Raw genomic sequence first — 24,528 nt, 5'->3', positions numbered from 1 at the left:
CAGGCGGTGGTGCGGAGAACTGCTTTACGGTTCTCCGCCCTCACTGCCTGCCATCACACCCTCACAATCTATCGTTGTGTAAAGCAATTCAAGGGGTCTGACCCCACAAAGGGGGTCAGACCCCTGTCTGTCAACCACTTCAAAATCAGAATTTTGCGATTTCCTCCCGGAGCACTTCGAGCAGCTGATCCTCCGGTACCTTGCGGATGATCTCGCCCTTCTTGATGAGGAGGCCCTCGCCCTTACCGCCGGCGATGCCGAGGTCGGCTTCCTTCGCTTCACCCGGGCCGTTCACGACGCAGCCCATGACCGCAACCTTCAGTGACTTATCATCGAACTCCTCCACCATGGTCTGAACCTGATTGGCGAGCCCGATCAGATCGATGTTCGTACGGCCGCAGGTCGGACAGGACACGACCTCGATGCCGCCCTTCCGGAGCCCGAGGGTACGGAGGATGAGCTTCGCGGACTTGACCTCCTCGACCGGATCCGCGCTCAGCGATACACGGATGGTATTGCCGATCCCCTGGGAAAGGATCATCCCGAGGCCGAGGGCGGACTTGATATTGCCGGACCACATAGTGCCGGCTTCGGTGATGCCGACGTGGAGCGGGTAGTCCGTCTGCTGGCAGATGAGCTCGTGCGCGCGGGTGCACATCAGGACATCGGAGGACTTGATGGAGATGACGAGATTATCATAGCCCATGTCCTCGATGAGATGGACCTTATCGAGCGCAGACTCCACGATGCCCTCAGCTGTGACGTGACCGCCATACTTCGCGATCAGGTCCTTCTCGAGGGAGCCGGAGTTTACGCCGACACGGATCGGGATGTTCCGCTCCTTCGCGCAGTCCACGACAGTCCGGATCTTTTCGTTCGAGCCGATGTTGCCCGGGTTGATGCGGATCTTATCCGCGCCGTTTTCCATCGCTTCGATGGCCATGCGGTAGTCGAAATGGATGTCGGCCACGAGCGGAATCGAGATCTGCTTCTTGATCTCGCGGATCGCCAGCGCGGCCTCGTGGGTCGGCACGGTGCAGCGGATGATCTGGCAGCCGGCCTTCTCGAGGCGGTGGATCTGCGCGACGGTCGCCGCGACATCCTCGGTCTTCGTGTTGCACATGGACTGGATTGCGATCGGGTTCTCCCCGCCGATCTTTACATTTCCGATCGAAACCACACGGGTCTTCTCTCTTGCTAACATCACATTTCCTCCTGTATATGCGGCCAATGCTCCGGCCTTCTATATCTTCACTTCGCGTTGCGGTTCCGATCGCGGTAGCCGCTTTGCGCACGCCTCTCAAGCTTTTTATCCTGCGGACAAGTGCTTTCAGTGCCCCAGCATCGCGCTGTATGCGCCGGTGAACAGATTCAGTATATCGTTCGACATGACCACGGCCATCAGAAGCAGCAGCAGGATCATGCCGATCTGGTTGATGCGCTCCTCGAGCTGTGGGTCGAGGCGTCGTCTCGAAATCATCTCGAGCAGGATGAACAGCAGGCGTCCGCCATCGAGGGCCGGCACCGGCAGCAGATTCATCACACCGAGGTTTGCCGAGAGCATCACGAGGAGCTCCAGCAGTACGAGGAAAGCATTGAGCGCACCGTACTGGGAGGACTGCTCGACCGTGGAGCCCATGACCGTCACCGTGCCGACCGGTCCCATGACCTCCTGGCGCTGTACGCGGCCATGGAACAGAAGTCGCAGGCTCTGGAGCACGACGGTCGTGTTGTAGCGAACCTCGTAAAAGGCATCCTCGACGAACTCCCGCGGGTCGGACGGCAGGAAGCGACCACCGAAAAAGCTGATACCGAGCTTATACTTCTGCTGCGTTGCATCATAGTACGGCTGAAAGTCGAGCGTCTTCTTCACTCCATCCCGAAGCACCACGGCCTCCAGCTTCGTGTTCTCATCGAAGTCGGTGGCATTTACATAGAGCCAGATGAAGAGGTCCCGGTAGCCCGGTACTGCACTCTTCGACTTTCCCTCATAGCCGATCGACTGCAGTGCATCCCCGCGCACGAAGCCGGCCTCCGCCACGGGTGTATCCGGCGTCGTGTCCATGACGTAAAGACGGTCATAGCCACAGAAGCCGACCAGGACGAAGGCGAGGATGGTCGCGAGGATGAAGTTGTTCAGCACACCGGCGATGCAGATGAAGAAGCGCTGCGGCGCCGACTTCTCGTTGAAGCTGTACTTCGCGATCTCATCACTCCGGAAACGGACACCGTCGTAGTCGACCCAGTGCAGTTCTGAACCGGCTTCCCGGTTCGGAAACGTGTCGGCATCTGTGCTGGATGCAGGACGACCGGCCTCAGGCTGGACATTCTCCCGACATTCTATGCCTGCACCATCGCCAGTGACAGCACGCTCCTCCGCGCGGCCCTGCGGGGTCGAGAAATCGCCGGAGCCGGCGTTGTCCTCTCCGAGCATCGCACAGCTTCCGCCGAGCGGCAGAAGCTTGAGGGAGTATCGTGTATTTCCGACGACACGGCTGAGAATCCGCGGCCCCATCCCGATGGAAAACTCGAGGACACCGACGTGACAGAGCTTCGCAGCCAGAAAATGACCGAGTTCATGGAAGAAAACCAGGAAGCCGAGGCCGAATATAGCGATGATAATACTGATAATAGTCATAAACTCCTTAATAAAAAGTGTCCCGGAGGGGCGGCAACAGAGGCCATACGTAGAGGCCGTGTGAAATCAAGCCGGGTCCCCTTAGCTGAACTGTTACTTAGCTGAAGCAGATACCTACACTCGTACGATTTGTGAGTGTGTCCGTACGAAGTCGCGGGCCCAGGCTTCGATCTCGAGGATCTCCGCGAGGGTCGGTGCCGCGAGGACGTGGCCCTCATGGGCGTCCATGGCTTCTTCGATGACGTCGGCGATCTCCAGAAAGTCGATGCGGTCCTGCAGGAACATCGCGACCGCTTCTTCGTTCGCGGCGTTGTAGACGGTCGGCATGGAGCCGCCGGTCCGGCCGGCGCGGTAGCCGAGGGCGAGGCCCTTAAAGGTCTCCATATCCGGATTTTCGAACGTAAGCTGCATCAGTGCTGCGAGGTCGAGTCGCTCGTCCTCCTTCAGCGCACGGCGGTTCGGCGCATACAGGGCGTACTCGATCGGGATACGCATGTCCGGCAGGCCGAGCTGCGCCTTCACCGCGCCGTCAACATACTGTACGGCAGAATGCACGATGGACTGCGGCTGCACGACGACCTGAATCTCATCGACCGGTACATCGAAGAGCCAGCTGGCTTCGAGGACCTCGAGACCCTTATTGACCATCGTCGCGGAGTCGATCGTGATCTTCCGTCCCATCGACCAGTTCGGGTGCTTCAGCGCATCCTCCTTCGTCTTCCCGCGAAGCTCGTCCCGCTTCTTTCCGCGGAATGGTCCGCCAGAGGCCGTGAGCAGGATCTTTTCGATGGCGTCATGTGGCTCGCCGGTGAGGGACTGCCAGATGGCACTGTGCTCGGAGTCGATCGGCTTGATCTCGATACCACACGACGCGGCCAGCGGCATGATGATGTGACCGGCGCAGACGAGGGTCTCCTTGTTCGCGAGGGCGACCTGCTTATGGGCCTTCAGTGCTGCGATGGTCGGCTGGATACCGATCATGCCGACGACGGACACCACGACCTCATCGCAGTGCTCCATGGTCGCGAGCTCGATCAGCCCGTCCATCCCGCTCAGCACCTTCACCGGGAGTCCGTAGCTTCGGAAGGCCTCCGCCTTCGCTTCATCATAGATGCAGACGGCCTCCGGATGGAGCTTCTCCACCTGCGGTTTCAGCTGCTCGATGGAGCCATAGACGGCGAGTCCGGTGACCTGGATCTCGGGATCCCCCTCGATCACATCGATGGTCTGGGTTCCGATGGAGCCCGTTGATCCCAGTATGACTAATCTTCTCATAATTTTCCTCGATTCATAAAGATTTCAATATCCTTCACTGCTTTCACAGAGACCACGCATCCTGCCGTGGCTGATGCAGGCAGCGGATGGGTATATGCTTCCTGGCGGCTGCATTGGCCACAGACAGCGACGGCGTCAGATCAGGAAGCTCAGGGCGAAGTATACCGCCGGAGCCGTGAACAGGACAGAGTCGAAGCGATCCAGGATGCCGCCGTGGCCCGGGATCAGGTGCCCGTAGTCCTTCACCTCGTAATCGCGCTTGATGCCGGAGGCGGTGAGGTCGCCGACCATGGAGATCAGCGCGCCGATCGCACAGGAGATACCGCAGGCGATGCCAGGGTTTGCGATGATAGCGAAGCCGCGCCGGAAGACGGTCGCATAGAGACAGCCGAGCAGCGCTGCACCGAGGACACCGCCGAGGGCACCCTCCACGGTCTTCTTCGGGCTCAGGATCGGGGTCATCTTATGATGCCCGAAGAGCATGCCGGCGCAGTACGCGCAGGTGTCGGAGCCCCAGCTCGCGAGGAAGATGAGCCAGACGAGGTACTTGCCGTCCGGCAGCGTACGGGTCTGGTAGATGTAGCTCATCATGATGCCGGCATAGCAGAAGCCCATGAAGGCCTTCGCAACCTGAGAAATCTTGTAGGCCGGGTAGGTGATGACGTAGAAGGCCATCAGCGCCATGAGGCTGAGCACGATCATCAGAGGGTAGTACTCCTCGACATGGAACCAGACGATGATGTAGTAGCCGATGGTCGTGAGATAGCCGACCAGTCCGAGGGACGTGTGCTCGATGCCGAAGACGCGGTAGAGCTCGAAGAGTCCGATCATGGAGATCAGAAAGGTCAGGACAAACAGCGGGAGTCCGCCGCGTGGGACGGTGAGGATCGCGATCAGGACGAGCACGATACCGCTCAGAAGCCGCGTGACGAAGGACTTCATCTTCTTTTCATTTTGATCTTTCTTTAAGTTCTCAGTTTCTGCCATAGTGTACCTCAAAATACAAAGGACAGGCCACCCTTACACACTGTTGATACAACGCAAAAGGAAGCCTGTTCCGCTCGGATATTTATATTTTCTGCTGCCGAAGCGTCACGCCCGACTGACGGGAGCATTGTAGACCTTCAGAAGCACATCACTTTTTCCGACCACCGAAGCGTCGCTCCCGGCTGTTGAAACTGTCGATCGCCTTCAGAAGCTCATCCTTCGTGAAATCCGGCCAGAGCACTGGCGTGATGTAGTACTCCGCGTACGCACTCTGCCAGAGCAGGTAGTTCGATATGCGGAACTCACCGGAGGTGCGGATGACGAGATCCGGATCCGGCATACCGGCCGTGTCGAGGTAGCCGGCGAAGGCCTGCTCGGTCAGCGCCTCGATCTCCTCTTCACTCTTTCCTGCGCGGATCGCCTCGATCGTGTACTTACGAACCGCACGGACGATCTCGTCGCGTGAGCCGTAGTTCACGGCGAAAACGAAGGTCATGCCGGTGTTCTGCTTCGTCTCCTCCTCGAGACGGCGGATGCCCTCCTGGATGTCCGGTGCGAAGCGGCTGCGCTCACCGATCATGCGGGCGCGTACGTTATGCTCGTTCGCGACCTTGATGAGCTTCACCATGTAGAAGCGAAAGAGCTTCATCAGGGCACCGACCTCCTCCTCGGAGCGCTTCCAGTTCTCAGTCGAGAAGCCATAGACGGTCAGGTACTGCACGCCGAGACGCGCACAGTCGGCGACGGTCTTCTCCAGCGTCTCACAGCCCTGCTTATGGCCCATGGCACGCGGGAGGCCCTTATGCTCCGCCCAGCGTCCATTGCCATCCAGTATGATGGCGATATGGGCCGGGATGTTCCGGCCCTCAGAATTGATGATATCCACTGAAATCTCCTCTAAGACAGGGTGTGCTGACCCGCGGCCACACGGAGCGTGTCGAAGTCCTCCTTCTGTCTCTCCAGATCGCTGTGCTCGTTACGAAGCTGCCGATTAAACGGTCATGAGCTCCTTGTTCTTCGCCTCGACAGAGGAGTCGATCTTCTCACACATGTGATCCGTCAGCTCCTGGATGTCCTTGGTTGCTCTCGCGAGATCATCCTCGGTCATCTCGGAAGACTTCTCGAGCTTCTTTGCGAGATCCATAGCATCACGACGGATGTTACGGATGGCGATCTTCGCTGCCTCACCCTTCTTCTTAACATCCTTCGTCAGCTCCTTACGTCTCTCCTCGGTGAGCTCCGGGAATACGAGACGGATGACGGTACCATCGTTTACAGGATTGATACCGAGCTCGGACAAATTGATGGCCTTCTCGATCTCCTTCAGCATGCTCTTATCCCATGGCTGAATCTGGATGAGACGTGCCTCCGGGACGGAAACATTGCCCACCTGCTGGATCGGGGTCGGTGTGCCGTAGTAGTCCACCGTGATACGGTCGAGTACGTGCGGATTCGCACGGCCTGCGCGGATGGTCGCAAGCTCGTCCATCAGATTATCGTGGGTCTTGTGCATCTTTTCGATGTAAATGGTAAATTGATCATCCATGATCTGCTCCTCCTATTGTTACCCTTTTCGGGTTGTTGATAAGTTCAGTTCGGCCTGTGGGCCAATGCTTCTGTCCTCGTGCTGCATCTCTTCGCGCTGCGTCATCATCAGCACTGCGCTGGGATGTGCTGTGTATCTCTTCGCGCTGCGTCATCGACAGCACCGTGCTGTGCATGCTTCGCGCGGCGTTCTCGTCGGACATGGTGGGCATCCTCAGTCTGCGCTTACGCGGGTGCCGGTAATCTTTCCCTTCAGTGCGTTTGAGATGCCGTTCTTCTCGTTCAGGGAGAAGATCGCGAGCGGCATGTGGTTCTCCATGCACATGACGGATGCGGAAAGGTCGATGACGCCGAGGCGCTGGTCGACGACATCCTGGATACGGATGGTGTCGAACTTCTTCGCGTTCGGATTCGTCTTCGGGTCGGAATCGTATACACCGTCGATGGCCTTCGCAAGCAGGATCTCCTCGCAGTTCAGCTCGACAGCACGGAGTACGACGCCGGTGTCGGTCGAGAAGTACGGGTGGCCGGTGCCGCCGGCACAGAAGATGACTGTGCCCTTCTCCATCGCCTTGATCGCCTTATCCTTATTAAACAGCTCGGCCATGTCGCCGATCTGGATCGAAGACATCACCTTCGTCTTCATGCCCTGTGTCCGGAAAATCTCGGAAACATAGATGCAGTTCATCACGGTTGCGAGGATGCCGACCTGATCTGCCTTATAGCGATCGACCTCCACGGACTGACGACCACGCCAGAAGTTACCGCCACCGATCACGATGGCCAGCTGTACGCCGGCATCGACTGCGGTCTTCACTTCCTGTGCGACGGCCCGAATCGTATCATCATCAAAGCCGAAATGCTTTTCACCTGCCAGTGCCTCACCGGACAGCTTCAGCATGACTCTTCTATTCTTCTCTGCCATAGTATCTCCTTTTCATAGTGCGCGCGGGGCGTACGGAAACGACGCGTATCACGATCCCCCACAAGCTTCTATCTGAAGTATTCTACCATACTACAGGGCCGCGTGCTAGCTTAAGTTTTTCTTCGAATCGTTCCCTTAAGCGCGTTGCTTTCAGGAAATGCCCTGAAAGCACAACGTGCTTTCCTGCACAGTACTGAACGCAGATCTTTGCGAGGGCGTCGAGGAGGAACCAGGCGAGGAGGCGGCTGTTGTCGTCGGCGCTGCCTGCGTCCGGGTGCTTCCGATTCAGCGGGTGGTCGTAATTGCGTTTTCCTAGGCTTGTAAGGTAGCGGATCCGTTCGTCGGCGAGGAGGCGGATCAGCTGCTCTGTGTGGAGGATGTCCGGATGGTCGTCGGCGCTGGTTTCGCTGAAGGCACCGTCGTCGGTGTCTTCCCAGAGGTCGCCCGGCTCGAGGGTCGGGTCGTCCATCTCTTCGGCGGCCGCGATGAGCTTCTCGAGCTTCGCGTAGAGCGCGTCGATCTGCGCCTTATATTTTCCACGCAGAATGATCGATTTTCGGTCTCGTTCGGCGCATCCATTCATTTCGCTTTGTGCTGCATTTCGGATATCCGTAGATCCATGCAGGTCATTTTCTACATATGGCTCAGTGTTTCCCGAAACCGCCTGCTGTTCGAACGCTTCGGCGGCTTCGGTCAATGCTTCCATCGCTGTTCTTCCCGTCGCTGTGCTGATGCGCTGGAAACCGAGGATGGCAGCGGCGGCGTCTAAGAGGCCGCTCGCCGAGGTGGAGCGGGTGGTGTTTTTATTTCGATCCTGCGCGATATACTGGGCGCGGGCGTCGTTCAGGCTGCAGAGATCGAGGAGGTGAACCTTTTCGGAGGCCGCCTGCTTCGCGACGAAGTCCCGGATGGCTTCGTCCTCGTTATGGGCCATACGCGCGAGGTCATAGAGCATCGATACGGCAGTCTGCCATGGCGTCGAGCTGTGGAGCTCCATATTCGTGCCGATCAGCTGATAGGGATGGATCGAGGCGAGACGCGTGAAGCTCTCGCCGGAGATCTCGAGGATCTCACCGCCCCAGAGCGTGCCGTCGGAGCCGTAACTCTGATCATCGAGGCAGATGCCGAGCACGGCAGTGCTCGCGTGACGTACGTCCGCTACTTCGCTTGTGCTGTGCGTTTTCAGCTGTTCGATGCGATGGGACGCTGTATCCATCTTCTCTGCATCTGCGCTCATCTGCCCATCCTCGCGAAGCGATGGAGTTCGCGTTGCATCGGACTGCATACTGGCATCCATCGCGTCGAGGATCGCGCGGTGACACTTCTGCATCCGAAGCATCGGCACCCGATAGTGGTCCGCAAGGACTTCAGCGGCGTAGGTCGTCGGGAACTTCGGGTAGAGGTCGCAGGCGATGCGATCTGGCTGCTCCTCTCTCTCATCGAGGGTTGCGATGACCTGTGCAGCGAGGCGCTCCCCGAGCTGCTGCGGCGTTTCGAGCCCCAGCGTCATCGCTGTGAATGTGAAGTGCTCTGCAGGGTGCAGCTCATAGCGCAGCACATAGCCTTCACTGACATCTGCCCCGAGGGAGACGGTGATCCGACTGTTTCCGCTGTTTTCTTCTAGTTCACTGGTTCTGGTCATATTTTTCACTCTATAGTAGGCATGGTGTGCATTTTCCCGCCTCATCATGCCTACGATTGATCTCAATGCTTACAAAAAACTGTGCCGTTGCCGGCACAGTTTGGAATTTACTTGTGGAAGAGCTTCTTCGTCTGGTACTGCGGCTCGCAGGTCACGTTGACGCCGAGCTTCTTAAAGGTGTTTTCGTCGACTTCAGACAGGATGACAGAGCTGTGTGCCTCACAGCCGCGGAGCTTCTCGAGCTGCTGCATCGCGGTCTCGGCGTTCGGGTCATGGGTCGCGCAGATGGTGAGGGCGATCAGCATCTCATCGAGGTGGAGACGCGGATTGTGGTTGCCGAGGTGCGCCGTCTTCAGGTGCTGGATCGGCTCGATGATCTCCGGGGACATGAGGTTCACGGAGTCGTCGATGCCACCGAGAACCTTCAGGGCATTCAGGAGCATCGCGCTCACCGCGCCGAGCAGCGAGGAAGTTTTTCCGGTGATGATGGTGCCGTCCGGGAGCTCAATCGCTGCGGCCGGGTCGCCGGTCAGCGCCGCCTTCTGCTTGGCCGCGGAAATCACCGGGCGGTCGTTCGTGGAGACATTGGCCTTCTCCATCAGAAGCTCGAGCTTATCAACGATGGACTGTGCGCCGTTTCCCTTGCGAAGATCGCAGAGCGCCGTGTAGTAGCGGCGGATGATCTCGAGGCGGGAGGCATAGCAGCAGTTCTCGTCGTTTTCGATGCAGTAGCCTGCCATGTTGACACCCATGTCGGTCGGGGACTTGTACGGGCTCTCGCCGTAGATGCGCTGGAACATCGCGTTCAGGACAGGGAAGACCTCGACGTCACGGTTATAGTTGACCGTGGTCTTGCCATAGGCTTCGAGGTGATACGGGTCGATCATGTTGACGTCGTTGAGGTCGGCGGTCGCCGCCTCGTAGGCGAGATTGACCGGATGACTCAGCGGGATGTTCCAGATCGGGAAGGTCTCGAACTTCGCGTAGCCGGCCTTGACGCCGTGCTTGTTCTCCTGGTAGAGCTGGCTCAGGCAGACGGCCATCTTTCCGGAACCCGGGCCCGGTGCGGTCACGACCACGAGGGAGCGGGTCGTCTCGATGTAGTCGTTCTTGCCGAAGCCCTCCTCGCTGATGATGAGCGGTACGTTGCCAGGATACCCGGAGATCGGGTAATGACGGTAGACCTTGATACCGAGGGACTCGAGCTTCTTCTGGTAAGCGATCGCACTCTCCTGCCCATCGAAGCGGGTGAGCACGACGGAGCCCACATAGAGGCCATAGCCGCGGAACGCATCGATGAGTCGCAGCACGTCCATATCGTAGGTGATGCCGAGATCCCCACGGACCTTGTTCTTCTCGATGTCGCCGGCATTGATGACGATCACGACCTCCGCGTCATCCTTCAACTCACGCAGCATGCGGATCTTACTATCCGGCTGAAAGCCCGGAAGCACACGAGATGCATGGTAATCATCGAACAGCTTGCCGCCGAACTCAAGATAGAGCTTACCGCCAAACTTCGAAATACGCTCACGGATATGCTCCGACTGCATCTTAAGGTACTTATCGTTATCGAAACCCTTTTTAAACATCGTACTACTCCCTCTTATTCCCTGCTTCGCCGGTGCCACCCTGCACCGATCCACCGTTATTAAATATCAAAAAACAAATCGCAATTAGTATAAAAAAGTCAGTCTGTCTTGTCAATTCATATTGGATACAGAGCGGCCAGGAGGAGCGACAACCGAAACCATACGAAGAGCTCGTGAAGAATCAAAATTCCATCCCTTAGAAGTACTTGGTGTATCTCTCCTTAGAACCCTCTGTCAACGCTGAGTTTTCATCAGGAAAACTCAGCGATTGCAGAGGGCCTAGTACTTCTTAGGGATGGAATTTTAGAGTCTTCCGAGCTCGTAGTACTGTGTTTCGGTTGCCGCCCCTCCGGGCTGTTCTGGATTTATATGATCTTTACTTGATCGCCCAGCGGAGCTTCGTCGAGTGCGCCCGCGGGTTGATGAAGCACTCTTCCTTTCCCGGGCGGATGACGTCACGGGAGACCTCGCGATAGATGCCGGCCTTCTGCATCTCCTTGAAGAACTTCTTCACGAGACGGTCCTCACCGCTGTGGAAGGTGAGGATCGCGACGCGGGCACCCGGATTCAGACAGTCCGGCAGCTTTTCGAGGAAGTCATAGAGCACCTCGAACTCACTGTTCACGTCGATACGCAGTGCCTGGAAGACACGCTGGCAGGACTTCTTCACGGCGTCCTTCTGCTCCTTCTCCGGAAGGAAGGCGAGGGCCTTCGCGATGGTATCCCGAAGCTCAGTCGTCGTTTCAAACTTCATGCCCTTATGAAGACCGCGGTCGATCTCCCTCGCGATACGCTCGGCATACGGCTCATCGGAATTCTCGATGAACATGTTCACCATGTCGTCATAGGTCAGCGTGCGCAGGCGCTCGGAAGCCGATTCCCCGGCTTCCGGATTGAGTCTCAGGTCCAGCGGGCCGTCGACCTTATAGCTGAAGCCCCGCTCCGGATTATCGATCTGCATCGAGGAGACGCCGAGATCCGCGAGGACGAAATCGAATTTGTCGCCATTCCCCGTGACCTGGTCGATGTCCCGGAAATTCAGATGGCGGATGGTGAGGATATCCTCCCCGTAGCCCTTCTCACGGAGACGCTTCTCGGTCTTCGCAGACTCGATCGGATCAACGTCCGTCGCGTAGAGGTGCCCCTGTCCATGGAGCTGCTCGAGCATCTTCTCCGTGTGCCCGCCGTAGCCGAGGGTGGCATCCATGCCGATCTCGCCCGGCTGAATCTTCAGCACATCGAGGATCTCCTTCACCATGATCGAGATGTGCATACCGGCCGGAGTCTTCCCCTTCTGGATGATCTTCTCGATGTCGTCCTGGTACTTCTCCGGGTTCAGCTCCTTATACTTTTCGTCGAAGCGCCGCGGATACTTCCCGCTGTAGCGCTTCCGCCGCTGGTGCTTCACCGGCTCTCCGCCTGCCGTAGAAGTAGTGGCAGACATCATGGTGTCAGCATTGTCCGCCGACTGTGCGCTGGCACCCGCTTCCGCGTCGTGCCGGATGTCGGCATTGTCCTCCTGTGTATCACTGGTCAAATGTTCAATTCTCTTCTCTGTCATGAATCCAGAAACTCCACTCTATAATATGGGACAGCGTTGCCATCCATCGGGCGACTGAAGAAGTAGCCCTGGACGTCGTCACAGCCGAGGGCCGTGGCGAGGTCATACTGCGCGCGATTCTCAACACCCTCGATACAGAGTGTCATGTTGAGGTCATGCGCGATGTTGACGATGTTCTTGATGATGTTGGTCTTTCCCTGCTGGAGGTAGGTGTCCGTCATCTTCTTATCCAGCTTGATGCGGTCCGCCGGGATGAAGGTGAGGTAGTTCAGCGACGAGTAGCCCGTGCCGAAGTCGTCAAGGGCGAGGCCGATCCCGAGCTCCCGAAGCTGCCGGAAGAGCATGTTCGTCTGCTCCTTATACTCCATATAGAGGCTCTCCGTAACCTCGATCTCGATGAGATCCGGCGAGATGTTTTCCTTCTGAAGCAGGGACTTCAGGTACTGCACGTACTCTTCATCCTGCAGCTGCTTCGCCGAGTAGTTGATGGACACCTTCTGAAGCTCCACGCCCTGGGCGCGCCAGACGGCCATCTGATGGATGACCTTTTCGGTGACGATACGGCCGATCCGGATGATCATGCCGTACTTCTCTGCTGGGGCAATGAAGCGGTCCGGATAGTATGCACCGCTCTTCAGGCGTACGAGGGCCTCGTAGCCGATGACCTTGCCGGTTTTCGTCGAGATCTGCGGCTGGTAGACGATCCGGAAACCGTCGTGATCACAGGCATCATGCAGGGTCAGGACGATATTGTCCTCCTCGAGGATGCGCTCATGCATCGTCGCATCGAAGAATACCGCCGTATGCTTGCCGCGGCTCTTCGCCTCTGTCAGCGCCTTGTCTGCCTCGGAGAAAAGCTCATTGATGAGGTGTTCCTTCCCGGCCGACGTCGTTACACCGATGCTGGAGGTAACGCTCAGATGCTGCTCTTCATAGATGTATGGTTCATTCAGGATGTTTCGGAGATACGATAGCATCTCGCCGCTGTCCTGGTTGATTTCATTCGCAAACAGGATGGCGAACTCATCACCTCCGTAACGGGAAACAAAGCCCTGGTACTTCACCGCGACGAGGCGGAGGCGACGGGCCATCTCCTTCAGTACATAATCGCCGGCGCCGTGGCCGAAGGTATCGTTCAGGGTTTTAAAGTTATCGATATCGATGAGCATGAGGGTATGGGTGCCGCCCTCCTGCAGCAGCTCCTGCATGCGCACATCGGCATGGCTCCGGTTCGGCAGCTGTGTCGTCGTATCATGCTCATACATATACTGCAGCTTGTTTCTGGAGTAGGTCAGCTCGCGGGTCTTGCGCCGCTTCTCTTCGTTTGAGATTTCGAGAACGATCAGCCCGATAAAGAGACCGGTCATGATGTAGGCACTCGGCAGGATGATCGCCTTATATTGCCTGAAGTAGCTCAGCGGCTCGTTGATGAATTCGGTCTCCTTCGGAAGGACATAGGTGCTCAGTCCATGCTTCTTCAGGACATCATAATCGAAGGCATAGTGGCTGACGTTCTCATAGTCCACCGGCATAGCATCCGCCGATGCACCATTCAGGATGTCAATGACGGTACGCGCAGCGATCTCTCCTGCCGCTTCGTAGTCGAAGTAATGTCCGCCGGCGAGGCCGCAGCCGAGACCGCCGATCGAGGCACGGAAAACCGGCACCGGACAGTGCTCTGTGATGAACGCTGCACTCGTTTCGACATCATAAATCGAGCCATCTGCATTTTCGAAGGCATCCATGAAGATTACGATGGAATCCTGGTCGATGCTTTCGAGCTGCTGTGTCAGCTCGTCGGTATAGAGCATCGAGGTATTGATATACTGGAAGCTATAGTCCGGGAAATCGGCTTCGAGCTTCTGCATCTGCTTGAAGTCACCGAGTCCGGAGTCGGTTTCATCATAGATGGTGACGATCGTATCCGCCTTCGGAAGAAGCTTTGCCGCGACTTCGATCGTGCCCTTCAGGTCGAAATTCTCCGTTTTACCGGTGACATCATGATAGTTCATCGCGCCACGTGCGTGGTCGAAATCATTGATGCACATAAAGACCATCGGGCTGCCCTTAAAGAGGGTATCGCGATAGCGGAGACCGAACTTCAGTGCAGCATCATCCGCGAGGATGATGGCGTCAAACGCATCCTGATTCCGATACTTATAGAGCAGACTGTTGTAGACATTCTGCAGATTCCCTTCCGCCGGGTAGTTTCGGGTATCCATGAACTCCTCGGTCACGTTGATCCCCGGGTACTGGTCGAACACCTTCAGCATCCCCTTCTCCTGATCCGGCACGGTGATGAAGCTCCGGCTGTAGGAGCTCAGAAAGAGAACGTCCGCACTCGAAAAAGAAGCCTCCTGCACGGTGGCAGCAGACGTATCCGGCGCATAGGTCGAGTTGTAGAAGTCCTGGATGAGCATCACGAGGCCACAGAGGATAAAGCCGGCCGAGAGGGTACACAGGATGATATGGATATGTTTTCTTGAGAATTCTTTCAACGCTCTATTTCGTCTCAGGGATGCGAGACGCTCCTGTATACTATTTTATCGTAGAACGTTGATTCGGGCAAGTTGATTGTGCAGAATGACCGGAGCCACGGAGGGGCGACAACGGAGGCCATACGTAGAGAACGTGTGAAATCAAGTCGGGTCCCCTTAGCGGCACTTGGTACTATTTTCCTTAGCACCCTCTAGCAACGCTGAGTTTTCATCAAGAAAACTCAGCGATTGCAGAGGGCCTAGTGCCGCTTAGGGTCCCCGGCTTAGATTGAACCGGTCTCGGAGTACTGTGCCTCCGTTGTCGCCCCTCCGGGGCTCCGGTCATCAGATTGATTTCAGCAGATTCACATTTCCTTCGTCGTGCTCGACCTCCTTCGAGAAGAGGTGCGCGACGTCGATGATGTCCGCGACGTCGAGCTGCTGCTGTCCGGTCCAGCGGCTGTAGAGCATGAAGAGGATCATCATGAGGCTGCGGTGGACGAGGCAGAGCTCGATTTCGATATCGCCGTCGATGCAGGTGTCGATGAAGTAGCGGTAGACGAAGTAGACGGCGAGCTTCGTGAACCAGCGGTCGAGCTGTTCGGCTTCCGCCTGCATGAACGAAGGAAGTGCATCGAGGAAGTGCGGATCTGCGATTTTCTGCTCGTAGCCTTCGACGAGGACATCCCACTCCGGACGGAGGGAATCGAGATGCTTCATGCACTCGACGAGGGCCGGGAAATCCTCCTTCAGATAGCTTCGCTCCGCGTCGGCTTCCTTCGGATCGAGGCCCTGCGCGTCCGCAACGAGGGCACGTACGGCCTGCCATGCATCGAGGAAGGCACCGTCGTGATCCTGGAGAAGCGCGATGCAGCGGTTTCGAAGTGCAAGCACCTCGATGAGAGTCTCCTGTTCTTCTTCACTGATCTCCTCACCCGGGATCTCATTCTCGGAGCGGATATACTTGATCCGCGCACACTCCGTGAAGAAGATGCGGCCGAGCTCCATGCAGCTCAGGCTCATGTCGATCTGCTCATAATTTCCGATGTCCATGAAGTAGCGCGGGTACTCCGTGCAGGTCTGACAGAGACTCTCCTCCCCGAGCTGTATATACATCTCACAGAGAAGGTCCTTCCGAAGAAACGGGCAGCGACCTTCCTTCGTGAGCGGGAAGAAGCAGTCGCCGTCCTCTTCCCGTATATGGGCGCGCAGCGTATCTCCGAAGCTGCCCTCCACGCTGCGGTAGTATGCGCTCGACGCCTCGTCGACGTCGACCTCCCAGCCGGCACAGCAGGTGTCCGGGCAGTGGCCGCCGATGCAGCGGAACTTTTTATAGTAGGATGGATATTCGATGATCATAATGTCTTACACCTCTCCCTTCAGTGGACAGTTCGCGAGCAGATTTCGTACCGCCGCACGGTAGCGCACGATAGTATCTGCCTTCCGGATCTCCTTCATGTAGCGATCGCTGCCTTCGAAGGACTGACTCAGCCAGTTCCAGTACTCCTTCATCTTAAACAGGGTGTTCCGTTCACTCTGCATCTCCGTCATGTAATTCTCGAGCAGCTGCTCGTGGAAGGCCTTCAGCTCCTCGAGCGTCGCCGCTGCCCCGCCCCGGATCTCACGCACCAGCGCCGGATTTGTGAGGAGTCCGCGGCCGATCATGATACTGTCAATCTCCGGGAACATCCGGGTGATCCGCTCATAGTCTGCGACGGTGACGATGTCTCCGTTATACACGAGGTGATGCTTCGACGCCTCGACGAACTGCCGGAAGACGTCGAGATGCACCTCTCCGCGGTAGATCTGCTTCTGCACACGCGGGTGAACGATGAGATCCTTCAGCGGGTAACGGTTGTAGACACGGATCAGCTCGCCGGCTTCGTCCGGTTCCCAGCCGCCGATCCGGGTCTTCACGGAGATGCAGACATGCGTCCGGCCATCTGTGGTCTTCACCGGCTTCGGGCGGATCGCGCCGTCTCCCTCTTCCGAGGCCAATGTCTCTGCCGCTTCGTTCATCTCGTCGCGCGATGCCTCGGATGCCTCCGCGTATTTCGAGTCCAATATCTCTGCCGAAGGCATCTTCACGAAGAGCGGTACCTCAGGTGCGTCCGCGACATCATAGCAGATACCTTCTTTCTCCAGAAGCTCGAAGGTCTGATCGAGGAACTCGTCGAGGCGATCCGGGTCCCGGAGCAGACCGGCGCCTTTCCCCTTCGCGACGACCGTGCCACTCGGGCAGCCTGCATTGAGATTCACCTCGGTATAACCGAGCTTCGCCATCTCCCGGATGGCCCAGACGAACATCTCTGCGTTATTCGTGATGATCTGCGGCACGACGCGCATGCCGAGATTATGCTCCGGTGCGACATCGCGCTCCTCACGGTGTGTAAACTGGAAGGTATCATTCGCCGAGAGAAACGGCGTATAGAAGCGATCGAGGCCTGGGAACGCGGCGTTGTACGCGGTCCGAAAATAATAGCCGGTGACGCCCTCCATCGGTGCGAAATAGAAGTTCATAAAGTAAATCCTTTTGTTTGCAATAGGCGGAGTTATGGTTCAGATGTAGTTAAGTCAAGGCGTGGCCCGGAGGGACGGCAACGGTGGCCATACGTAGAGACCGTGTGAAATCAAGCCGGGGACCCTTAGCGGCACTTGGTACTATTTTCCTTAGCACCCTCTGCAACGCTGAGTTTTCATAAAGAAAACTCAGTGATTGCAGAGGGCCTAGTGCCGCTTAGGGTCCCCGGCTTAGATTGAACCGGTCTCGAAGTACTGTGCCTCCGTTGCCGCCCCTCCGGCCCCTTGGCTGAACTGCAATGATCTATCACTGTGCACATCTCAGCCGAGAAAGGCACGGACCTCCTCCAGTCGCTTCTCTGCCTCGCTGCGTCCGATCTGGTATACGCGCTCGAGTGCCTCCGGATCGTGCTCGACGCGGTGGATGCCGAGAGGCGCTGGCGGCTGGATGACCAGTACCTGACCGGTGGTCTCCTTCGCGTGCACATCCGCGAGCTGATCGTTATACATGAAGTGACGATTCTTCATCGCCTCATAGCAGAGCGGATACTGCTTCTGCAGCCTGCGGAAGGCCTGCATGCCCGCCTGCGGTTTCTTCTGGTAGCTCCGGTCCTGTGTGAGGATGACGACATTGCGCTCATAGCCGATATGCTCCATGAAGGAGAGCGGGATCGCGTTGCTGATACCGCCATCGAGGAGCGTCTGGCCACGGATCACGACCGGCTTCGACACGAGCGGCATGGAGGCACTCGCACGGAACCACTCCATCTCCTCCGGATTCGAGCTCTTACACTCATGGTAGACCGGACGCCCGGTATCACAGTCCGTCGCGACCATGTAGAACTTCATCGGATTCGCGAGGAAGCTGTCCCAGTCGAAGAGATCGATCGTTTCCGGAAGCGTATGATAGCAGAACTCGGCATTGTAGAGGTTTCCGGTCTTCAGCAGGGACTCAATGCTGCAGTAGCGGCGGTCCTTCGCGAAGCGCTTATTGTAGCGGATCGTGCGTCCGATCTGCCGCGACTTGAAATTGCAGCCGAAGGTAGCACCCGCCGACACTCCGACCATACCGTCGAAGCGGATCCCCTCCTCCAAAAATACATCGAGCACACCCGCGGTGAACATCCCGCGCATCGCGCCGCCTTCACATACCAGGCCCGTACGGACCGTCTTTTCTTCTTCCATCCTTCTGCCTCCACTTTTCCGTCTGTTTCTGCTCCGTCTCTTATGCGGAAACGAAATTCTCCTGCCTGAGCTGTCCTGCCCGGCTTATGACGCCGTGACCGGATCCTCCTGTCTGGACGGTTCGCCTCACGACATCTTTTTCATTCGGCGGACGATTTCCGCCGGAACAGGCTACCGAGCTCCTTAGAAATTCGCGATCGACGCCTCGTTCGGCACGATCATCATGTAGCAGCCGTTATGACACTGCTGCAGCAGCGCGATCATATCCGCTTCCTCGACGGAAACGCAGCCCGCCGAGCCCCAGTCTGCCGGATTCTTGCAGTGCAGGAAGATCGCAGACCCGCGCTTGTAGACGGTCGGGTTCACATTGAAGCCGACGGCCATCGCATACTTATAGCAGATCGTGTACTCGCTGAGATGCTCTCCGCTGATCGGCGTCGCGCTCTCGACCCATGTGTTATACGTCGCCTGCTCGCCGGACCAGTAGGAGTTCGGCGTCACATCGCGCCAGCTCATCTGCGTGCCCGGATTCGGGGAGATGCCGAACGCATGGAGGATCGGGAAGGAGCCGACCGGCGTCGTCTGGTCGCCCTCGTGCCGCTCGTTCCAGGCCTTCAGTCCGTTTCGCCCATAGCCGCAGTAGGTTTCCATCGCCTTCTGCCAGCTGCCGTCCGCCTGCTTATTATAGAGGGAGAGGCTGTGGTCCACGACGAGGATGATCTGGTCTGTGATCTGTGCGGTCAGCGTTTTCGCCAATGCTTCTGCCTTCGCATCGTCACCGCTCGGAGCGCTCGTCACAGGCCCCGTGGTGTCGATGATGGTTGGTCCGAACTCTGCCAGTGAAGTAAATGCGCTACTTACGAAAAGCATCACTGCGATCAGACAGGCCCCGATGAAATTCTTTCTCATTTTCATACTGTATATCCTTCTATAGTCCATATCCTGCATCCCATGTTCTCATCCGTCTCATATCACCGACGATGAAATGGGATACAAGCATCCGTATGGTCTGCGATGATCTCATCCCCATGCGAATCAGTCATAATCCACCTTCATCAGGCAGAGCCCCTTCGCTTCCATCGTGACGCCGGCCATCTTCCGGTCACGGGAGGCGATGATGTCCTTCATCGATTCCGGACTCCGCTTTCCGAAGCCAACCTCGAGGAGGGTGCCGGTCATGATGCGGATCTGGTTCTGCAGGAAGCCGGTGCCATGGAAGTAGAGACGGATGTAAGGGCCGTTCTCCGTGATCTCCACGGTATCGATCTTTCGCACGGTCGACTTTTTCATCTTGCTGTTACCACAGAAGCATTTGAAGTCATGCTCCCCGATGAGGTACGCGGCAGCCTCCCGCATCGCTGCGAGGTCCGGGTGCTTCTCGAGAACCGAGACATACTTCCGCTCGAAGACCGGCTTCTGATCACTGTACCAGCAGCTGTAGCGGTAGGTCTTGCCGGACGCCTTGAAGCGGCTGTGAAAGCGATCTGCGCAGAGCTTCAGCTCATTGATGCTGATATCATCCGGGAGGTACTGGTTCATGTAGCTCCGGATCTCCTCTTCTGTTTTATCGGTATCGAGCAGCACATTGGCGGTCATCGCACGTGCATGCACCCCGGCGTCGGTCCGTCCCGCGCCGATGACGGTGATCGGGAAGGAAGCACAGTCCGCTGCCTGGTACTGGTCGCCGTAGATCATGCGGGTCAGTACCTGCTCGAGCTTTCCCTGGATCGTGAGCTCGGTGTTCGGCTGGTGCTCCCAGCCATAGTAGCGGGAACCGTCGTAGCTTAGAATCATCTTATAGTTTCTGGTCATAGTATGCTCCGTTTTTTTGTTTGGGAACATTGTAGCGCACTCGGGCGGTGAAGGTCAATTTACAAAATCCGGTCAATGTTCATTCGAATCTCCGAAGGGCAGCAACAGAAACACAGTACTCCAAGACCGGTTCAATCTAAGCCGGGGACCTTAAGCGGCACTAGGCCCTCTGGGGATTCGATCTGAACAGTAGGCGAGTAACAAAAGAGCTTCGGGACATGCCCGAAGCTCTGGTGAAATTATCATCTTTGAAGATTAGTTCTTCTTTGCAGCTGCCTGCTGTGCAGCAACCTCTGCTGCGAAGTCCTCGCTCTTCTTCTCGAGGCCCTCACCGGTCTCATAACGTACGAAGGTTACGAGCTGGATCTTCGCGCCCTGAGCCTTGGCTACAGAATCAACATACTGCTGAACGCTCTGCTTGCCATCCTCTGCTTTTACGTAGGTCTGATCTACGAGGCAGATCTCCTTGAGCTCCTTGTTGAGACGACCCTGAACCATACCGTTGAGAACCTTCTCCGGTGCGTTCGGCTTCTCGTTCTTGGCAGCCTCTGTAAGGATTGCGGTCTCGTGTGCGAGATACTCCTGGTCAACCTCTGCACGAGTGGTGTACTTCGGGTTCAGAGCAGCGATCTGCATCGCGATGTTCTTCGCCATCTCAGCGACAGCGTCGTTGACAACGTCGGACTTCACCTGAAGGATGACACCGATACGTCCACCAGCGTGGATGTAAGCGGATACGAGACCCTCGTTCTCAACGAGCTTGTGGAAACGACGGATGTGCATGTTCTCACCGATGATGGAGATCTCCTCGGAAAGCTGCTCAGCGACGGTTCTGGTCTCATCGAGGTTCCACTTCTCAGCGAGGAAAGCGTCGATGTCTGCAGCGGAAGTTGTAAGAGCCTGATCACAAACCTGATCAACGTAAGCCTGGAACTTTGCGTTCTTTGCTACGAAATCGGTCTCAGCGTTAACCTCTACGACAACACCAGTGTGCATGTCCTCAGAAACCTTTGCGAAGGAAACACCCTCTGCTGCGATTCTGCCGGCCTTCTTCTCAGCGCCTGCAAGGCCCTGCTCTCTAAGGAACTCTACGGCCTTATCCATGTCACCCTCGGTAGCAGCGAGTGCCTTCTTACAAGCCATCATACCTGCACCGGTAATATCTCTTAACTCCTTAACCTGAGCTGCTGTAATTGCCATCTTTTTATCCTCCTGGATGTTTATTTGATGGAAGCCCCACCGGCTCCCTTTGAAACAAGAAAAGCCAGCATTCTGCAATTTATGAAATTGTCGAATGCTGGCGTTATCAATTAATTAAGCCTCAGTAGAAACGACAGTCTCGTCGCCAGCAGTTGCTGCTGCAGCCTCTTCCTCTGTCATATCGCCCTGCTTAGCCTCGATGACAGCATCTGCCATCTTGCCGACGATCAGCTTGATCGCACGGATAGCGTCATCGTTACCCGGGATTACATAATCAAGCTCCTCAGGATCAGCGTTGGTATCTGCGATACCGAAAAGGGTGATGCCGAGGTTATGAGCCTCCTTCACGCAGATCTTCTCCTTCTTAGGATCTACAACGAAGATCGCGTCCGGAAGAACCTTCATCTCCTTGATGCCACCGATGTTAGCCTCAAGCTTCTCCCACTCCTTCTTGATCAGCGCAACTTCCTTCTTCGGAAGAACGTCGAAGGTGCCATCCTCTGCCATCTTCTCGATCTGCTTCAGACGCTCGATACGAGTCTCGATGGTCTTGAAGTTTGTAAGCATACCGCCGAGCCATCTCTCGTTTACGTAGAACTCACCACAACGAAGAGCCTCTGCCTTTACAGCATCCTGTGCCTGCTTCTTGGTACCTACGAAAAGAACAGTACCACCGTCCTGTACGATCTTTACCATCGCGTTGTAGGCATCGTCTACCATCTTTACGGTCTGCTGAAGATCGATGATGTGGATACCGTTACGCTGTGTGTAGATGTACGGAGCCATCTTAGGGTTCCATCTTCTGGTCTGATGACCAAAGTGTACGCCAGCCTCAAGGAGCTGCTTCATTCCAATTGCACTCATTTTAATACCTCCTGGTTGTTTCTTCCATCTCAGCCTTCGTGCTTACCGGCTTTCGCCCTGTGCGGGTACCTTCCGGTGTTTGCTGAGATGTGCTGTTTATGTTCTTCTATAAAAGAAGCCGCGTCTCAAAAAGACGCGACTTGTAATATAACATAAAGCTTTGATTGCTGTCAATATTTTAGACGGGCGATTTTTCGTGAATTTATAATCCTCGCTGCTGTCCGCCGAGCCATATCTGAACGGTAACGAATCCTCGATCAGTCCGGCATCACCGGCTCTGGATTCGTATCGGTGGATGGTGCCACGAAGATGTCGCCATCCTTCTTCTCACCGACGACGGCTTCCTTCGGCTTGCTCCAGGTCATGTATTCACACTCCGGATAGCGGGAGCAGCTGTAGAAGATCCGGCCCTTCTTCGAACGACGCTTCACGCACTCTGCGCCGCAGTCCGGGCAGGTGAAGCCGGCATACTCGACATACGGCTTCGTGTTCCGACACTCCGGGAAGCCCGGGCATGCCAGGAACTTGCCATGTGGACCGTACTTGATGACCATGTGGCGTCCGCACTTATCACAGAGCACATCGGTCTCCTCATCACGAATCGTGATCTTCTCGACCTCCGCCTGTGCCTTCTCGACGGCTTCCTCGAGATCCGGGTAGAAGTTCTCGACGATCGTCTTCCACTTCGTCTTACCAGCTGCGACACTATCAAGCAGGGACTCCATATTCGCGGTGAATGCGGTATCGATGATGGTCGGGAAGTTCTTCTGCATCATATCGTCGACCGCGAGACCGAGCTCGGTGACGAAGATGTTCTTCTTTTCCTTCGCGATATAACGGCGCGCCAGCAGGGTGCCGATGGTCGGTGCATAGGTTGACGGACGACCGATGCCATCCTCCTCGAGGGCCTTCACGAGTGAAGCCTCGGTATAGTGTGCCGGCGGCTGTGTGAAGTGCTGCTCCTTATCGAAGCTGTCGAGCGAAAGCTGCTCGCCGACCGTAAGCTCCGGGAGCGAAACATCCTTCTCCGCCTTATCCTCCTCCGTCATGTAGACCGAGAGGAAACCATCGAAGCTGAGCTTCGAGCCGTTCAGTGTGAAGACATACTCGCCAGCACGCAGCTTTACGGACTCGGTGCTGTAGAGCGCAGCCGACATACGGCTCGCGAGGAAGCGCTTATAGATCAGCTGGTACAGGCGGAACTCGTCACGCGGGAGCTTCGCCTTCGCCTCCTCGGGACTAAGCTCGAGGCTCGTCGGACGGATCGCCTCGTGTGCGTCCTGGATCTTCACTTCGGCCTGTGCCTTCGACTGTACGCTGGAACCACCGTTCACATAATGCTCGCCGAACTGTGCCGCGATGAAGCTTCTGGCCGCCGCATCCGCCTCGTCGGCGATACGTGTACTATCGGTACGCAGGTAGGTGATATAACCATCCTCATACAGGGTCTGTGCGAGCTTCATGGTCTTACTGGTGGCGAAGCCGAGGGACTTCGCCGCCTCCTGCTGCATCGTCGAGGTCGTAAATGGCAGCGGTGCCTTCTTGCGACGCTCGGACTTTCGGATGTCACTCACGATGAAATCATCCTTCCCGATCTTCTGCAGGATCGCATCGACCTCAGCCTCTGAGCTCAGTGCCTGCTTCTTCTCGCCACCGTAGAAGGCGGCGGTGAGCTTCTTCTTTCCGTGCAGGAGGATTGCATCGAGGGACCAGTACTCCTCCGGTATGAAGGCCGCGATCTGGGCTTCACGGTCACAGATCATACGGAGTGCGACGGACTGTACACGTCCGGCAGAGAGGCCCTTACGGATTTTCTTCCATAATAATGGACTGATGGTATAACCCACGAGACGGTCGATGACACGACGCGCCTGCTGCGCATCCACGAGGTCCATATCGATATCGCGCGGACTTTTCAGCGCGTTCTTAACGGCATTCTTCGTGATCTCGTTAAAGGTGATACGTGTGATCTTCGCTTTATTCTTCTCATCCTTCTCGAGCTCGTTACGGAGATGCCAGCTGATGGCCTCCCCCTCACGATCCGGGTCGGTTGCGAGATAGATGCGATCCGCCTTCTTCGCTTCTTTCTTCAGCTTCGCGAGGAGCTCGCCCTTGCCGCGGATCGTGATGTACTTCGGCTCATAATCATGCTCGACATCGACGCCGAGGGAGCTCTTCGGCATATCGATGAGATGTCCCATGGTGGCATCGACCGTATACTGCTTGCCGAGAAATTTTTTGATCGTTTTCACCTTTGCAGGCGACTCTACGATAATCAGATTGTTTGTACTTGCCATTCAGACTC

19 protein-coding genes are annotated in these 24,528 nt (G+C 56.6%); all 19 read right to left on the bottom strand.

What is annotated here, in order from left to right:
• Positions 1-145: 145 nt before the first annotated feature.
• The 19 genes from ispG to topA all read right to left on the bottom strand — a co-directional run bounded on the left by ispG (position 146) and on the right by topA (position 24,520).
• Entirely contained in the window at positions 146-1,204 is a 1,059-nt protein-coding gene (ispG, locus tag ACTQ52_RS04655; RefSeq protein ID WP_441226250.1) for a flavodoxin-dependent (E)-4-hydroxy-3-methylbut-2-enyl-diphosphate synthase, read from the bottom strand.
• Positions 1,205-1,330: 126 nt separating this feature from the next.
• On the bottom strand, positions 1,331-2,638 hold the full coding sequence (locus ACTQ52_RS04650; protein WP_441981925.1) for a M50 family metallopeptidase: 1,308 nt from the start codon (positions 2,636-2,638) through the stop codon (positions 1,331-1,333).
• Positions 2,639-2,752: 114 nt separating this feature from the next.
• On the bottom strand, positions 2,753-3,913 hold the full coding sequence (locus ACTQ52_RS04645; protein ID WP_441981924.1) for a 1-deoxy-D-xylulose-5-phosphate reductoisomerase: 1,161 nt from the start codon (positions 3,911-3,913) through the stop codon (positions 2,753-2,755).
• 135 nt (positions 3,914-4,048) lie between these two features.
• The gene (locus ACTQ52_RS04640) at positions 4,049-4,900 is read right to left on the bottom strand and encodes a phosphatidate cytidylyltransferase (RefSeq protein WP_441981923.1); all 852 of its coding nucleotides are present in this window, start codon (positions 4,898-4,900) and stop codon (positions 4,049-4,051) included.
• A 148-nt stretch (positions 4,901-5,048) separates the two neighbouring features.
• Positions 5,049-5,786, bottom strand: a complete 738-nt coding sequence (locus ACTQ52_RS04635; RefSeq protein ID WP_410042975.1) for an isoprenyl transferase — start codon at positions 5,784-5,786, stop codon at positions 5,049-5,051.
• A 105-nt stretch (positions 5,787-5,891) separates the two neighbouring features.
• Positions 5,892-6,446 carry a ribosome recycling factor gene (frr, locus tag ACTQ52_RS04630; protein WP_441981922.1) on the bottom strand — a complete coding sequence of 185 codons (555 nt, stop codon included), beginning with the start codon at positions 6,444-6,446 and terminating at the stop codon, positions 5,892-5,894.
• A gap of 213 nt (positions 6,447-6,659) precedes the next feature.
• Positions 6,660-7,370 carry a UMP kinase gene (pyrH, locus tag ACTQ52_RS04625; RefSeq protein ID WP_410042977.1) on the bottom strand — a complete coding sequence of 237 codons (711 nt, stop codon included), beginning with the start codon at positions 7,368-7,370 and terminating at the stop codon, positions 6,660-6,662.
• Positions 7,371-7,452: 82 nt separating this feature from the next.
• The gene (locus tag ACTQ52_RS04620; RefSeq protein WP_441981921.1) at positions 7,453-9,012 is read right to left on the bottom strand and encodes a Kae1-like domain-containing protein; all 1,560 of its coding nucleotides are present in this window, start codon (positions 9,010-9,012) and stop codon (positions 7,453-7,455) included.
• Positions 9,013-9,119: 107 nt separating this feature from the next.
• Entirely contained in the window at positions 9,120-10,604 is a 1,485-nt protein-coding gene (locus ACTQ52_RS04615) for a DUF1846 domain-containing protein (protein WP_410042979.1), read from the bottom strand.
• A gap of 376 nt (positions 10,605-10,980) precedes the next feature.
• A complete protein-coding gene (gene rsmH / locus ACTQ52_RS04610; RefSeq protein WP_441981937.1) occupies positions 10,981-12,048 on the bottom strand; it encodes a 16S rRNA (cytosine(1402)-N(4))-methyltransferase RsmH in 1,068 nt (355 codons plus the stop codon).
• A 113-nt stretch (positions 12,049-12,161) separates the two neighbouring features.
• The gene (locus ACTQ52_RS04605) at positions 12,162-14,663 is read right to left on the bottom strand and encodes an EAL domain-containing protein (RefSeq protein ID WP_441981920.1); all 2,502 of its coding nucleotides are present in this window, start codon (positions 14,661-14,663) and stop codon (positions 12,162-12,164) included.
• A 324-nt stretch (positions 14,664-14,987) separates the two neighbouring features.
• Positions 14,988-16,001 carry a flagellin lysine-N-methylase gene (gene fliB / locus ACTQ52_RS04600; RefSeq protein WP_441981919.1) on the bottom strand — a complete coding sequence of 338 codons (1,014 nt, stop codon included), beginning with the start codon at positions 15,999-16,001 and terminating at the stop codon, positions 14,988-14,990.
• 6 nt (positions 16,002-16,007) lie between these two features.
• Positions 16,008-17,162, bottom strand: a complete 1,155-nt coding sequence (locus ACTQ52_RS04595; RefSeq protein ID WP_441981918.1) for a tRNA dihydrouridine synthase — start codon at positions 17,160-17,162, stop codon at positions 16,008-16,010.
• A gap of 321 nt (positions 17,163-17,483) precedes the next feature.
• Positions 17,484-18,347 (bottom strand): patatin-like phospholipase family protein, encoded by an 864-nt coding sequence (locus ACTQ52_RS04590; RefSeq protein WP_441981917.1) that lies wholly within the window; start codon positions 18,345-18,347, stop codon positions 17,484-17,486.
• Between the two features lie 183 nt (positions 18,348-18,530).
• Positions 18,531-19,262 carry a L,D-transpeptidase family protein gene (locus ACTQ52_RS04585; protein WP_410042984.1) on the bottom strand — a complete coding sequence of 244 codons (732 nt, stop codon included), beginning with the start codon at positions 19,260-19,262 and terminating at the stop codon, positions 18,531-18,533.
• Between the two features lie 120 nt (positions 19,263-19,382).
• Entirely contained in the window at positions 19,383-20,159 is a 777-nt protein-coding gene (gene truA / locus ACTQ52_RS04580; protein ID WP_441981916.1) for a tRNA pseudouridine(38-40) synthase TruA, read from the bottom strand.
• 255 nt (positions 20,160-20,414) lie between these two features.
• On the bottom strand, positions 20,415-21,359 hold the full coding sequence (gene tsf, locus ACTQ52_RS04575) for a translation elongation factor Ts (protein WP_410042986.1): 945 nt from the start codon (positions 21,357-21,359) through the stop codon (positions 20,415-20,417).
• A gap of 114 nt (positions 21,360-21,473) precedes the next feature.
• Positions 21,474-22,223, bottom strand: a complete 750-nt coding sequence (gene rpsB, locus ACTQ52_RS04570; protein WP_410042987.1) for a 30S ribosomal protein S2 — start codon at positions 22,221-22,223, stop codon at positions 21,474-21,476.
• A 257-nt stretch (positions 22,224-22,480) separates the two neighbouring features.
• On the bottom strand, positions 22,481-24,520 hold the full coding sequence (topA, locus tag ACTQ52_RS04565; protein ID WP_441981915.1) for a type I DNA topoisomerase: 2,040 nt from the start codon (positions 24,518-24,520) through the stop codon (positions 22,481-22,483).
• Between the last annotated feature and the right edge of the window lie 8 nt (positions 24,521-24,528).

The organism is Oribacterium sp. Sow4_G1_1 (assembly GCF_052116105.1).
Taxonomy (GTDB): Bacteria; Bacillota; Clostridia; order Lachnospirales; family Lachnospiraceae; genus Oribacterium.
Note: the sequence above shows the minus strand (reverse complement) of the source record. Positions and strands in the feature narration are given on the sequence as shown.